Raw genomic sequence first — 14527 nt, forward strand, 5'->3', positions numbered from 1 at the left:
GGTGCGACGGGCGACACCGGAGCCACAGGATCGACCGGAGCAACAGGCGCGACGGGTGACACCGGCGCGACCGGCGCCACAGGATCGACCGGCGCAACGGGCGAAACCGGCGCGACTGGAGCAACAGGCGCGACGGGCGACACCGGAGCCACAGGTGCGACCGGCGCCACGGGTGCGACTGGCGCCACGGGTGCGACGGGTGACACCGGCGCAACCGGCGCCACAGGATCGACTGGAGCAACGGGTGCAACGGGAGATACCGGCGCAACTGGAGCCACAGGTGCGACCGGCGCCACAGGTTCGACCGGTGCAACGGGAGATACCGGCGCGACTGGAGCCACAGGATCGACCGGCGCCACGGGTGCGACGGGCGACACCGGAGCCACAGGATCGACCGGAGCAACAGGCGCGACGGGTGACACCGGCGCGACCGGCGCCACAGGATCGACCGGCGCGACGGGCGACACCGGAGCCACAGGTGCGACCGGCGCCACGGGTGCGACTGGCGCCACGGGTGCGACGGGTGACACCGGCGCCACAGGATCGACTGGAGCAACGGGTGCAACGGGAGATACCGGCGCAACTGGAGCCACAGGTGCGACCGGCGCCACGGGTGCGACTGGCGCCACGGGTGCGACTGGCGCCACGGGTGCGACGGGTGACACCGGCGCAACCGGCGCCACAGGATCGACTGGAGCAACGGGTGCAACGGGAGATACCGGCGCAACTGGAGCCACAGGTGCGACCGGCGCCACAGGTTCGACCGGTGCAACGGGAGATACCGGCGCGACTGGAGCCACAGGATCGACCGGCGCCACAGGATCGACCGGCGCCACGGGTGCGACGGGTGATACCGGCGCAACCGGCGCCACAGGATCGACCGGTGCAACGGGCGATACCGGCGCGACTGGAGCAACGGGCGACACTGGCGCAACTGGAGCCACAGGTTCGACCGGTGCCACGGGTGCGACGGGCGACACCGGCGCAACCGGAGCCACGGGTTCGACCGGCGCGACTGGAGCCACAGGATCGACCGGCGCCACGGGTGCGACGGGTGACACCGGCGCAACCGGCGCCACAGGATCGACTGGAGCAACGGGTGCAACGGGAGATACCGGCGCAACTGGAGCCACAGGTGCGACCGGCGCCACAGGTTCGACCGGTGCAACGGGCGATACCGGCGCGACTGGAGCAACGGGCGACACTGGCGCAACTGGAGCCACAGGTTCGACCGGTGTCACGGGTGCGACGGGCGACACCGGCGCAACGGGAGCCACGGGTTCGACCGGCGCCACGGGTGCGACGGGCGACACCGGTGCAACCGGAGCCACAGGATCGACCGGAGCAACAGGCGCGACGGGCGACACCGGCGCGACTGGAGCCACAGGATCGACCGGCGCCACGGGTGCGACGGGAGCAACGGGCTCGACAGGAGCAACTGGTAATACGGGAGCAACCGGCTCGACGGGTTCGACAGGATCAACTGGAGCCACAGGTGCGACGGGCGCATCTGGAGCTACAGGTTCAACCGGTGCCACGGGCTCGACGGGTGCGACCGGCCGGACCGGTGCGACGGGTGCGACCGGACCGACAGGGCCTACGGGACCGACGGGTCCGCGCGGCAACACTGGTGCGACTGGTCGCACCGGTGCAACCGGTTCGACTGGGGCAACGGGTGCGACCGGGCGTACAGGCGCCACCGGCTCGACGGGGGCCACTGGTTCGACGGGCGCCACCGGCACGACGGGTGCGACCGGAGCCACCGGCTCGACTGGTGCGACCGGATCGACCGGAGCAACCGGCGCGACTGGGGCCACTGGTTCAACAGGCGCGACGGGAGCCACCGGTGCCACAGGTGCGACCGGAGCCACGGGCTCGACAGGTGCAACCGGATCGACAGGTGCAACCGGCTCGACTGGGGCTACTGGTTCGACAGGCGCGACGGGAGCAACAGGTAACACTGGAGCAACCGGAGCCACGGGTGCAACCGGAGCCACGGGCTCGACAGGCGCAACCGGATCGACCGGTGCTACCGGCTCGACTGGGGCCACTGGTTCGACCGGCGCAACGGGAGCAACAGGTGACACCGGAGCTACGGGTGCAACAGGTAACACTGGAGCCACCGGTGCCACAGGTGCGACCGGAGCCACGGGCTCGACAGGTGCAACCGGATCGACTGGGGCCACTGGTTCGACAGGCGCAACGGGAGCAACAGGTGACACCGGAGCCACGGGTGCGACCGGAGCTACGGGCTCGACGGGAGCTACCGGCTCGACTGGTGCGACCGGATCGACCGGTGCTACCGGCGCGACTGGGGCCACTGGTTCGACAGGCGCAACGGGAGCAACAGGTGACACCGGAGCTACGGGTGCCACCGGCGCGACCGGCGATCCTGGCGCGACGGGTTCGACGGGTTCGACCGGCGCAACCGGATCGACCGGGGTAACGGGAGCCACAGGTGCGACCGGAGCCACGGGCTCGACAGGTGCAACCGGAGCCACCGGTGCTACCGGCGCAACCGGCTCGACGGGTGCAACTGGTGCGACCGGCTCGACGGGCGCCACGGGCGCGACGGGAGCAACAGGTGGCACTGGAGCAACCGGAGCCACAGGTGCGACCGGAGCCACGGGCTCGACGGGTGCAACCGGATCGACGGGTGCCACTGGCCGAACCGGAGCGACGGGTGCGACCGGACCAACAGGGCCTACGGGCCCGACGGGCCCGCGAGGCAACACTGGTGCAACCGGGCGCACCGGTGCGACCGGCGCAACAGGGGCGACGGGTTCTACAGGCGCCACCGGCTCGACAGGGGCGACTGGCCGAACCGGATCGACGGGTGCAACAGGCGCAACCGGATCGACGGGCTCGACCGGCGCAACTGGTGCGACCGGCTCGACAGGTGCCACGGGAACCACCGGCTCGACGGGTGCAACGGGAGCCACCGGCTCGACGGGCGCCACGGGAGCTACCGGCTCGACGGGTGCCACGGGAGCTACCGGCTCGACGGGTGCAACGGGAGCGACCGGCTCGACAGGTGCGACGGGAGCCACCGGCTCGACGGGTGCAACTGGAGCGACCGGCTCGACAGGTGCCACTGGAGCCACTGGCTCGACGGGTGCAACTGGTGCAACCGGCTCGACAGGTGCGACGGGAGCCACCGGCTCGACGGGTGCAACTGGAGCGACCGGCTCGACAGGTGCCACTGGAGCCACTGGCTCGACGGGTGCAACTGGTGCAACCGGCTTGACAGGTGCGACGGGAGCCACCGGCTCGACGGGTGCAACTGGAGCGACCGGCTCGACAGGTGCAACTGGTGCAACCGGCTCGACAGGTGCGACGGGAGCCACCGGCTCGACGGGTGCAACGGGAGCGACCGGCTCGACAGGTGCGACGGGAGCCACCGGCTCGACGGGTGCAACTGGAGCGACCGGCTCGACAGGTGCCACTGGAGCCACTGGCTCGACGGGTGCAACTGGTGCAACCGGCTCGACAGGTGCGACGGGAGCCACCGGCTCGACGGGTGCAACTGGAGCGACCGGCTCGACAGGTGCGACGGGAGCCACCGGCTCGACAGGTGCGACGGGAGCCACCGGCTCGACAGGTGCAACTGGTGCGACCGGCTCGACAGGTGCCACTGGAGCCACTGGCTCGACGGGTGCAACTGGTGCAACCGGCTTGACAGGTGCGACGGGAGCCACCGGCTCGACGGGTGCAACTGGAGCGACCGGCTCGACAGGTGCAACTGGTGCAACCGGCTCGACAGGTGCGACGGGAGCCACCGGCTCGACGGGTGCAACGGGAGCGACCGGCTCGACAGGTGCGACGGGAGCCACCGGCTCGACGGGTGCAACTGGAGCGACCGGCTCGACAGGTGCGACGGGAGCCACCGGCTCGACAGGTGCGACGGGAGCCACCGGCTCGACGGGTGCAACTGGAGCGACCGGCTCGACAGGTGCGACGGGAGCCACCGGCTCGACAGGTGCGACGGGAGCCACCGGCTCGACAGGTGCAACTGGTGCGACCGGCTCGACAGGTGCCACTGGAGCCACTGGCTCGACGGGTGCAACTGGTGCAACCGGCTCGACAGGTGCGACGGGAGCCACCGGCTCGACGGGTGCAACTGGAGCGACCGGCTCGACAGGTGCGACGGGAGCCACCGGCTCGACAGGTGCGACGGGAGCCACCGGCTCGATGGGTGCAACTGGAGCGACCGGCTCGACAGGCGCCACGGGAGCCACCGGCTCGACCGGCGCAACCGGAGCGACCGGCTCGACGGGTGCAACAGGATCGACCGGGGCAACCGGACGAACGGGAGCCACCGGCGCAACTGGCCCGAGGGGGCCGACCGGACCAACAGGCCCGCGAGGCAAAACCGGCGCAACAGGCCGTACCGGAGCCACGGGCGCTACAGGCTCGACCGGAGCCACTGGGGCAACCGGCGCGACGGGAGCGAGTGGGGCAACCGGCGATCCTGGCGCTACTGGGGCCACCGGTGCTACGGGCTCGACGGGTGCAGGCGGAGCCACGGGTGCGACAGGCTCGGCAGGCTCGACCGGGGCGACCGGCTCAACCGGTCCACGAGGTCCGAAGGGTCCGACGGGTCCGAGAGGCCACAGGGGTCATACCGGCCCAACGGGTCCGACGGGCACTGCCGGAGCGACAGGAGCAACCGGTGCGACTGGCGCACGAGGCGCTACCAGTTCGACCGGAGCTACCGGTGCGACGGGAGCTGGAACGACAGGCTCGACAGGCTCGGCGGGCCCAACAGGAACGTCTGGTCATCACGACGATCAGACGTCGCTGACCACGACGATCAATCCCGATACGACCGTTGGAACGTTGAGTCCGGTGCTGCTAAAGTTGGAGGCTGCAGTCGCGGACCTGGCGCTGGCAATGGCGGGAGGGTCAATGAATGGCCAGCAGTTGCAGGCCGATCTCACGACGATCAAGAGCTTGGCGCAGATGCTGTTGTCCCGCATGGGCAACACCGATGGCGGCTCAGCTTTCGATCAGAACAGTCCAGGTGGTGCCGGAACGATTGGTCAATTCGATCAATCAAATCGGCCAAACCTCAACTTGCCGAAGAACGACCATTAAGGTCGGCGGCTAAAGAAACGACTGACAACGAAGCCAGGGATCGCGCATCCCTGGCTTCTTGTTCGACCAGGCCGAGAGTAGCCGATGGCTGGCACTGCCCTGATCGACCGCCGACGCTTCCTCGTTCTCGCGAGCAGCGCGGCCGTTGTCGCCATGGAAGGCAGCAGGAGGGCTCTCGGACGCGAGATCGCTCCGACTGAAGGCCTGCTGAGTGGTCCGATCGAATTATCGGGCGATTGGCATGCGGCGCCGACCGATGCCGTGATGCGCGTGCTCAACCGCATCCGGGAGGTCGATCTATCAGGATTGCGATTGCTGTCGGATCGGCAACCCAAGAAGATCCGTATCGAAAATCGCGACGAAGTCACGCCGGCGATCTGGTTGCACAGCGACCAACCTGACATGGCGTCGATCGTCGTGAACGTCGGGTATGCGGATTGGTGCAGGCTCGCCTATCAATTCGGTCATGAGCTCGGGCACGTGTTGTGCAACAGCTGGCAGTTCTCCGCGAAACCGCAGCCTCCGACACAATGGCTCGAGGAGGTGCTGGCGGAGACATTTTCGGTTCGCGGTCTGCGGCTGCTAGCCGGCAGTTGGGAGCGATCGCCGCCATTTGCGGGAGACGCAGGATTTGCCCGCGCCATTCGTCAATATGGCTCAGCGCTGTTGGACAAGTTCAAAGCTGACGATCTTTCACCGGCCGAGTGGTTCCGGACAAATCGAACGAAGCTGGAAGCCAGATCAGGAAAGGAAGTTCCGTGGGGCCCCGCCGTGGTCGGCGTCCTTCATATCTACGAGGACGTCAAGGTGGGCAAACCGGCCTGCCTCGATGATCTGGGAGCCTTGAACCGCTGGCCGGAACGGACATCCGTTCCGATCGAGCGCTATCTCGACTTATGGACAGAAAGCTGTGTTGCGATTGGTTCCACCGGCGAATTGCCATCCCGGCTAAGGCAATTGTTCGCGATCGGGTGAAACGTGGGTGAAAACGGGTCCCAAGCGCATCAACCAATGGCGGGGATTTCGGTGTTACGGCCCATCGAATTCGTCTAGATTGCCGGGATATAGCGAAGAAATTTCATTCTGTTGTCGATTTTGGAGGGTGACCGTGGACCCGCATAGGGGCGCCTTTGGGGAGCCAGGGCCAGGCAAGTATGTCCGCTTGCTGCAGAACGCCATTGACGATCTGTCGGCGAGCGACGAGGCGTCGCGCAACGCGCTTTACAGCCGGGCACGCGCCCTTTTGGAGAGCCGGCTAGCCGCCCGAATCGATCTGTCGCAAGCCCAAGTCGACAATGAGAAAAGTGATTTCGATGAGGCGGTGTGGCGCGTGGAAGGGCAGGCCCGCCCTGGCGTAACGGCACCGGCGCGAACACAGTCGTTCAATATACGCGGCGATCTGAACGTCATCCCCGTGCAGCACGACGACAGGCCGCAGGTTGTGGTGTCACCGGATATTGCTACTGCACGTCCGAAGGGCCGTCCACACGTTACCCAAAAGCCGAGAGCATCGCGACGTGCCTCATGGAAAGCGACGAAAGCGCAATTCGCAACGCGATGGTCCGATCACCTGCATTCATTCATGGATTCTCTCCGTGGAAGAAGCGAGTTATTGATCGACCTCGGCGTCCGCGCACGCCTCTCCGCGCAACGGTTTTGCGCGAATCTCGCCGCAAAGGTCAAGGTAGAGACTCGGTCAAAGCCGCGGGCCGTCTCATCCGAGCCGAAATCAATCGGAGTTGGTCCGCAACAAGTGCCTTCGATCAATCGCCTGGAAGCGCAACGCAGTCCGCAATACCAGGCGCGATTGCAAGCGGTTGTCCAGGTCGCGCGTCATCATGGCGTCGAGCTCGACGTCGCAGAATTGAGAACTGGTGAATCCGAAATCTATCCATCGGCTGCGGCGCTCTCGGCCTGGGCGCAGAATGCCGGCCTATGGTCTCGCGCGGTACGAACCAGCTGGCGCCAATTGCTCGGGATGAGCGAAGCCGGGCCCGTCATCTTGTTGTTTGCCGACGGTAGCGCTGCGCTCATGGTTGGTGCGAACGCCGATCAGAATATCGTCATGCTCAGGGATCCCGGCGCTGCTGCGGACGGGGCCGTTCCCGTCGACGAGTTGCGCCTTTCGCAGGTGTGGAACGGCGAAGCCATCCTGGTGCGCGCGAGCCGAAGCCGCGTTGCAGCCGACGCGCCGTTTGACCTACGCTGGCTTTTCGATCTCGTTCTGCATGAACGGCGCTTGTTGCGGGACATCGGTATTGCTTCGCTCACCATCAGCTTCCTGACCATCTTCCCACCGCTTCTGGTGATGACGATGGTCAACAAGGTCCTGCAATTCCACAGTACGTCCACCTTGGTCATGCTCGCCGCCGTCATGACCGTCGTGATCGTCTATGAGGCCCTTTTGGGACATGCGCGACGTCATATCATCGCGGTGGTCGGCGCCCGGCTTGATGCAAAACTCAATCTGCACGTCTTCAACCGGCTGCTTCGCCTGCCGCTCGATTACTTCGAGCGACATCCTGCGGGTGAAACGATGTACCGTATCGCGCAGGTCTATCGTGTTCGCGAATTTCTGACCGGCCGCCTTCTGACGACGTTTCTCGACCTGATGACGCTTTGCGTGCTGCTCCCGTTCCTGTTCTATCTCAGCCCGATCCTGGCTAGCATTGTGCTCGGCTGCGCCGGCGCAATCTTGTTGATCATCATCGCATTCCTGAAGCCGATGCGCGAGATGTACGGACGGGTCGCTACCGCCGAGACCTGGAAGTCGGCGACGCTCGGCGAGACGATCGTGGGCATCAAGACGGTCAAGGCGTTGGCTCTCGAGCCACAACGTCGCGCTCTTTGGGATGAGCGGATTGCAGAGGCCGGCAAATGGCGGCTGGAATTCGGCCGTCTGTCCAACTGGCCGCAGACTTTGGTTACGCCGATCGAGCGCTTCATGGTGCTCGGCACGACCATGCTCGGTGCGTATCTGGCGATGAACGACTCGTCAGGCTACATGGTGGGCGGACTATTCGCGTTCCTGATGCTGAGTGCGCGGGTTGCCCAGCCACTCGTTGGGCTGGCGCGGTTGATCGAGGACTATGAAGAGGTTGGGGCGGCGATCGGAGAGGCAAGTTCCGTACTTAATCGGCCGGCCGAGAGCAGCGCGCGAACGGCGGGCCTCAGACCGAAGTTCGCAGGCGAAATAGCCTTCCAGGACGTCAGCTTCACTTATCTCAACACGACTATCCCGGCGCTCGACAGGATCAGCTTCTCGGTTCCGGCCGGATCGACGCTGGGCATCGTGGGTCGCAGCGGATCGGGCAAGTCAACGGTTACCCGCCTGCTGCAGGGAATCAATCGTGACTACAAGGGATTTGTGAAGATCGACGGCGCCGATCTACGCGATGTTGATCTGCGTCACCTGCGGCAAAGCCTCGGCGTCGTCTTGCAAGAGAATTTCCTGTTTCGTGGCTCCATCAGAGATAACATCATCGCCGGTCGACCGGGCCTGACGTTGTCGGATGCGGTCTATGCGGCAAGGCTCGCTGGCGCCGAGGAATTCATCGAGCGGATGCCCAATGGCTTCGAGACCTACATCGAGGAGGGATCACCCAACCTGTCTGGCGGACAGCGGCAGCGGTTGGCGATCGCACGCGCGCTCATCACGGATCCGCGCATCTTGGTACTGGACGAAGCGACCAGTGCGCTCGATCCCGAAAGCGAAGCTGTCGTGACGGCCAACCTTGAACGCATCGCGAGCGGACGGACGATGATCATCGTTTCGCACCGGCTGTCGTCGTTGGTTGGCTGCGATCAGATTCTGGTTCTCGATCAGGGTAAGATCGTCGATTGCGGCGCGCACAGCGTTTTGGTCGAGCGTTGCGCCATCTATCGACAGCTTTGGAACCAGCAAAACCGCCATAGCGAACCGGCGCGCCAGTCCGTTACTCCGAAGCTGGTCTCGGGCGGAGCGAACGAACCATGAGCGAAGTCCAAGCCAATTTGCTGCCGCTACCGACCAGGGCGAAGAGGAACGATCCGACGCTGCCGGTGATCCTTGAGTTTCAGCAACCGTCGACGGCGATCATCAATGCTCCCGTACCGCGCTCCGCACGTGGCACGATTTGGATCGTCTCCAGCATGGTCGCTGCTATGGTCCTTGTTGCGGGGGTATTGCCCGTCGATCAGGTCATCACTGCACGCGGTCTGGTGGTCTCGCAATCTTCCACCATCCTCGTTCAACCGCTGGAAACGGCGATCGTCCGTTCGATCGACGTAAGCGAGGGCCAGCATGTCCGGGCGGGCGATGTGCTGGCGCGCCTCGATCCGACCTTCGCCGAAGCAGATCGAGTGGCCCTCGAGGGGCAACTGAACAGCCTTGAGCCCGAACTCGCGCGTCTGCGTGCCGAGGCGGATGGCCAACCGTTCACCTACTCCGGCGATGATCCGAATTGGGCCCTGCAGGCTTCGATTTTCAGTCATCGCAAAGCGCAGTTCGATTCCAAGATCGAAAACTACGAGCACCGGCTGCAGGAACTGAACTCCGTTATAGCGAGATCGGAATCCGATGCTGTGGGCTATCGCGAGCGCCTCGGTGTGGCACAGAGCATCGAGGATATGCGCAGGCAGCTGGAAGCGACCCAAACCGGAAGCCGGCTGAACTCGCTGATTGCCAAGGATACACGCGTTGAGATGCAGCGGTCGCTTTCCAACGCGGTCGCTACCGGGGAGGGCGCGAAGCGCGATCAATCGGCGCTTGCTTCGGACCGCGACGCCTACGTCCGCGGCTGGAAGGCGGAAGCTTCGCAAAAGTTGCAGGAGATCAGCGTCAAGGCGGCCGACACACGGGAGCTGCTGACCAAAGCGAACCTGCGACGCAAATTGGTCGAGATCCGCGCCGGGCTTGATGCGATCGTGCAATCCGTCGCAAAGGTTTCGGTGGGTTCCGTCATGCAGTCGGGGCAGCAATTCATTACGCTCGTGCCGGCGGACGCGCCACTCGAGGTCGAGGCCAACATTGCCGGCAAAGATAACGGCTTCGTGCATGTCAAGGATCCCGTGTCCGTCAAGTTCGACACGTTTCCATTCTCCCAATACGGGATGGCCGAGGGAGTCGTACGGATCGTGAGTCCGGATAGCTTCAATGCTCAGGTTGAGGCGCGCAATCCTACCAGTGCCATTCCGACGACGAACTTGGAGCCATTTTACCGCACTCGGATCAGTATTAATCGCGTGGCCCTGCACGGCGTGCCGGCCGGTTTCCAACTCACGCCAGGCATGCCTGTAACCGCCGATATTAAGGTTGGTCAGCGGACCGTGCTAACGTACATGCTCGGCCTGATGCTTCCGGTGACGCAGGAGGCGTTGCGCGAGCCGTGAGCGATTTGGTTCTGCGGTGCTGACGGATGGAGCCTTCGGGAAATGCTCTTTGATCGCTTGATTGGAAAGGCGTCGCCCGAAACGGGGCTGCGCCGAGCGATCGCTCTTATTGAGAAAGAGCGGTTTGCCGAAGCGCTGCCGCAACTGGCCCGAATGGCCGAAGCCGGCAGCGCGGACGCTGCGTATCACATCGGAAGGCTCTACCTTCAGGGCGCCGGCGTCCCGTTTAGTCGGACGGAGGGCGCGCGCTGGCTGGAACGCGCGGCGTTGAATGGCAACGCCGAGGCGCAGTCCCTGCTGGCATCGCTCTTGCTCCAGGGGCTCGGCTCGCAAGCGCGAGAGGACCGCGGCGACGCCGCAGCGCGACTATTCTCGCAGGACAGCACGGCAAAGCCAGATTTCGACGCCGCCCAGAGATGGGCTCGCATGGCGGCTGAGGCCGGATCGCCCGACGGCCAGGCTCTGCTCGCTTACATTCTGACCTACGGTCCGCCACCGCTCAGAGACCAGACACAGGCGAGGGAATGGTATCGCCGCTCCGCCTCCGCAGGCTGCGGCCAAGGACAGTTGGGATATGCGTTGTCGCTCGCTGGAGACCCGAACCGGGCCGTTCACAGGGACGAGATCGTCGAAAACATGCGAGCCGCGGCGGCCGCTGAAATTCCGACGGCCGTCTTCATGCTGGGTGTCCTGACCGAAGGAGGGATCAGCGGCGAACACGATCCAACTGCAACCGCTGAACTTTACTGCAAAGCTGCTGAGCTGGGACACCGCGGTGCGCAGATTAAATGGGGGATGATGCTGATTGAAGGTACCGTCGTTGCCAGGGATCTCGTGTTGGGCGAGACTTGGCTTCGTCGTGCTGCCCTAGCAGGTGACGCTCGCGCTGCGGAATTGGTTGGCAACCTTTATGCCAAGGGCGGAGCGTTGCCGCCGAATTATTTGGAAGCGGCAAACTGGTATCGTCGTGCGGCAGAGGGTGGCAACGCGGCGGCCGCTCGGTCGTTGAGTTCGTTTTATATGACCGGAGCCGGAGTCCCTCAGGACAATCATGAAGCGGCCCGCTGGTTGCGCATCGCCGCCGAGGCCGGAAATTTGGATGCTCAAGTCGACGTCGGAAATGACCTGCTGGAACGAGCGGTCAGAGGAGAGGAATGTCCGCCGGTCGCGGATTGGTTCATGCAGACAGCGCAACGCGGCAATCTTGTCGCCGCGTTCAATCTCGGCGTTTGCCTTCTCCAGGGCATAGGTGTCGAGCGCAACGAACAGCAGGCCGCAGTCTGGCTGCGGCGTGCAGCCGAAGGAGTTCCAGAAGCGCAGTTCATGATCGGTCGTCTTGTCGCCGATGGCCGAGGTGTGCCGGCCGACCCGAAGGCAGCACGAGGCTGGTTCGCGCGGGCGGCGGAGGGAGGCATCACCGATGCTCAGGTTGCTCTGGCTGAGATGCTCGTGAACGGTCGAGGGGGTCCACAGGATGCTCCTGCCGCGCTCAAACTATGCGAACAGGCCGCAGCGAATGGCCACGCTGGAGCAATGTTTGCACTAGGGGCTATGTATAGCGGCGGTCATGCCATTCCCGTGGATCGAAGCAAAGCCGAGCGTTGGTTTCGCGCGGCCGCGGAGCGCGGTCACGGTCAAGCTCAACTCATGCTCGGGCGCTATTTGCGAAGCGGTGCGGCTGGCCACAGTGATCCCAAGCAGGCGAGTCACTGGTTGGAGATGGCTGCCGCCCAAGGCATTGTCGATGCAGACGCAGAACTGGCGGACCTGACAAGAACTGCGTCAAGATGATGCTACGATCGCGCCGGCCGCGCTGCCAAGATATGAAGTTCGATAATATCCAGGCTGGACCCCGCGGAAAAGCGCGGTTGGCAGGGTTTGTGCTTGAGGTTGAAAATGGAATCGGTTGCAACTGAAGACCGACTTGCGCCCAGCGGGGCCTATCCTTGAACGGTTATGCCGAAATTCAGCACCTTGCGGCATTCCCAAACGCAATTTTATTCAGCGCAAAGCTCACTATCGTCCAGCGCGCGTTGGCTTGGAACAAATACAAACTCAACCAGAGGTCAGACCTTGCATCTCCTTCGGTAGTTCAGCCCAAAAACCTTGTATGGAGTGCTCGATGGAGCGAGTAGCTGCAAGACACCTACACTGGAATGGCTTTCTTCTGCTTTCCGAGCCGGATGGGTTGGTCGTTCACGAAGGCAGAAACAGCCGCGGTACTTACCAGAAAAATAGGGACGTTCTATGTGTGCAATGGGAACGGTTCGGTGCGGATAATTTCACTAAGGTTGGTAACCTATGGGTAGATCAGAGATTGCTCGATGCGGCGCCTCGAGTTCAAGATATTAAGGTTGTTGACGCGTTTGGCGTTCGCTATTTGGCGAACCGGATCAGCGTAATTGTGCCGGAGGTAGGCACAGAGATCGAGCTCCGTCTATGCACAAGCGACCTGCTCGCATTCCGCCAGATATTTATTGATTCTGAATACAACTTGAAAGATCTACCCGCGTCGGCATCCACTATTATCGATCTTGGAGCCAATATTGGTTTAGCGACACTTTATTTTGCCGCGCGCTATCCGCACGCCGCATTCATGGCGGTCGAGCCCGAAGCGGAGAACTTCGACCTCCTCGTACGCAACACGCAAACACTTGGCAGCCGCGTCCATCGCTATCAAGCTGCTGCATGGACACATGATGGACATATCAGTTTGCGAACTGAGGATGAAGCAAGCGCTCCGCTCGATTCGTGGAGTGTCCAGGTCACGGCCTCACCAAAACCGAGCGACAAGCAAGTGCCGTGTTACCGCCTCTCCACGTTGATCGAGATTGCCGGCTTCTCGCAGGTTGACATCCTTAAGATTGATGTCGAGGGGGCCGAACTCGAATTGTTCTCGCAGGCAACCGATGATTGGATGGGCAGGATTCAAGCGATCATCATTGAGACACATGATAGATTTCGGCCAGGCAGCGAAGAGGCAGTTCGCCGCGCGTTGGCCCCGTTCTTTGACGAGCGCCAAGGTCAAGGTGAGAACCTTCTTTTCGTACGGAAGGCGGCGTGATGGCTTTCAAAGCGTTCGTGGCGCGCTGTGTAGATAAGCCGTTAATCTCGTTTGTAGCGGAACCATTTGTTTCAATAGGCCGCTTTGCGTCACATTGGCAGGTTCAGGTTAGCTTAGAAGCTCTTGAAGCCGCCGGGGTAACGCAGGCGAAGCCTGCAGTTTTTTGCAGCTATCCTTCCAAGCCTCCAGATATTGCTCGAGCGGGATAGCGCTGCGGCCATCCCATCGGTTTAGCGCGCCAAGCGCTTCCATGGTGGCCGGGTTGCGCTCGTATTCTTCGAGGATGAATAGCGATGCCGCTTGTGCAAATGCGTTGAGGCACGGGTCTGCCTCCAACGCGGCGCGATGCTGCTTGAACCAGGCGTTGGGATTCTTTGAATTGCCTTGTTCAGTCGCCAATTTTCCGTAGCGCTCGACTGCGTCTTGTCGATAGACCGCAACGGCGGCGCCAAAGCCGCTGTCATCCCTGAACGGAGGATCGCGCGACCAGCTGTCCGCCAACAGGGATAGACCTCGCAACGCAAAGGCTTCTACCAGGGCCTCCTCCAGCCATTGGCTGGGTGCTGAAGGCTTGGCATCGGGCCGCCATGAGTTGGATGTAACGTGTCCCAACTCGTGACCAAACTGATAGGCGAGCCTCGACCAATCCCGTTCGCCAATGTCGACGATGATCCAGGCAAGGTCAGTTCCGTCCTTGTGAAGCCAGACCGCGGGAGGGCCGCTGGTGCGCTCCTCAACGCGCAGGCGGTCAGGTTGGTCGTTTGAAACAAGGCGGAAACCGTCAAGGCAAGCGGCACGCATCCGCTCTACGACTTGCAGAGCCGCATGCGGGATCATGCGACCCCAGTCGCCCGCAAGCTCAATTGGCGCGGTGCGGAGGCCTGCACCATGATCGGCTGTCGAAAACATGTAGCATTGTCCTTCGGGCTATCGCAACTTCAGCACCTGGCTGATTACAAATTGATATTGTGATCAGAGCAATGCGCAATATCGTCC

Annotated in this window: 7 protein-coding genes and 1 pseudogene; 6 read left to right on the forward strand and 2 right to left on the reverse strand. The window is 63.3% G+C overall.

Annotated elements, in window-relative coordinates; translation table 11 throughout:
* Positions 1 to 3062 precede the first annotated feature (3062 nt).
* Positions 3063 to 4526, reverse strand: a pseudogene (locus ACE103_RS16220) (DUF4573 domain-containing protein); the annotation flags it as partial.
* Positions 4527 to 4908: 382 nt separating this feature from the next.
* Between ACE103_RS16220 and ACE103_RS16225 the strand changes: the two are divergent.
* The 6 genes from ACE103_RS16225 to ACE103_RS16250 all read left to right on the forward strand — a co-directional run bounded on the left by ACE103_RS16225 (position 4909) and on the right by ACE103_RS16250 (position 13531).
* Positions 4909 to 5097 carry a hypothetical protein gene (locus ACE103_RS16225; RefSeq protein ID WP_223966502.1) on the forward strand — a complete coding sequence of 63 codons (189 nt, stop codon included), beginning with the start codon at positions 4909 to 4911 and terminating at the stop codon, positions 5095 to 5097.
* 84 nt (positions 5098 to 5181) lie between these two features.
* On the forward strand, positions 5182 to 6072 hold the full coding sequence (locus tag ACE103_RS16230) for a hypothetical protein (RefSeq protein ID WP_375780241.1): 891 nt from the start codon (positions 5182 to 5184) through the stop codon (positions 6070 to 6072).
* Positions 6073 to 6259: 187 nt separating this feature from the next.
* Positions 6260 to 9073, forward strand: coding sequence for a peptidase domain-containing ABC transporter (locus tag ACE103_RS16235; protein WP_375780242.1), 2814 nt, complete (start codon positions 6260 to 6262; stop codon positions 9071 to 9073).
* Positions 9070 to 10467 carry an HlyD family type I secretion periplasmic adaptor subunit gene (locus tag ACE103_RS16240; protein ID WP_375780243.1) on the forward strand — a complete coding sequence of 466 codons (1398 nt, stop codon included), beginning with the start codon at positions 9070 to 9072 and terminating at the stop codon, positions 10465 to 10467. Before ACE103_RS16235 ends, ACE103_RS16240 begins: the two co-directional genes overlap by 4 nt.
* Before the next feature lie 42 nt (positions 10468 to 10509).
* Positions 10510 to 12258 (forward strand): tetratricopeptide repeat protein, encoded by a 1749-nt coding sequence (locus ACE103_RS16245; protein ID WP_375780244.1) that lies wholly within the window; start codon positions 10510 to 10512, stop codon positions 12256 to 12258.
* 331 nt (positions 12259 to 12589) lie between these two features.
* Positions 12590 to 13531 (forward strand): FkbM family methyltransferase, encoded by a 942-nt coding sequence (locus ACE103_RS16250; RefSeq protein WP_375780245.1) that lies wholly within the window; start codon positions 12590 to 12592, stop codon positions 13529 to 13531.
* Positions 13532 to 13639: 108 nt separating this feature from the next.
* Here the strand turns inward: ACE103_RS16250 and ACE103_RS16255 are convergent, their stop codons facing one another.
* A complete protein-coding gene (locus ACE103_RS16255) occupies positions 13640 to 14440 on the reverse strand; it encodes a hypothetical protein (protein WP_375780246.1) in 801 nt (266 codons plus the stop codon).
* Between the last annotated feature and the right edge of the window lie 87 nt (positions 14441 to 14527).

The sequence above is a fragment of the Bradyrhizobium sp. ma5 genome, assembly GCF_042258955.1.
Taxonomy (GTDB): domain Bacteria; phylum Pseudomonadota; class Alphaproteobacteria; order Rhizobiales; family Xanthobacteraceae; genus Bradyrhizobium.

Bases quoted from the DNA above. Each gene is read 5' to 3' on its own strand.
- ACE103_RS16255 (WP_375780246.1), bottom strand. From the start codon at position 14,440: ATGTTTTCGACAGCCGATCATGGTGCAGGCCTCCGCACCGCGCCAATT.
- ACE103_RS16240 (WP_375780243.1), top strand. From the start codon at position 9,070: ATGAGCGAAGTCCAAGCCAATTTGCTGCCGCTACCGACCAGGGCGAAG.
- ACE103_RS16225 (WP_223966502.1), top strand. From the start codon at position 4,909: ATGAATGGCCAGCAGTTGCAGGCCGATCTCACGACGATCAAGAGCTTG.
- ACE103_RS16250 (WP_375780245.1), top strand. From the start codon at position 12,590: ATGGAGCGAGTAGCTGCAAGACACCTACACTGGAATGGCTTTCTTCTG.
- ACE103_RS16230 (WP_375780241.1), top strand. From the start codon at position 5,182: ATGGCTGGCACTGCCCTGATCGACCGCCGACGCTTCCTCGTTCTCGCG.
- ACE103_RS16245 (WP_375780244.1), top strand. From the start codon at position 10,510: ATGCTCTTTGATCGCTTGATTGGAAAGGCGTCGCCCGAAACGGGGCTG.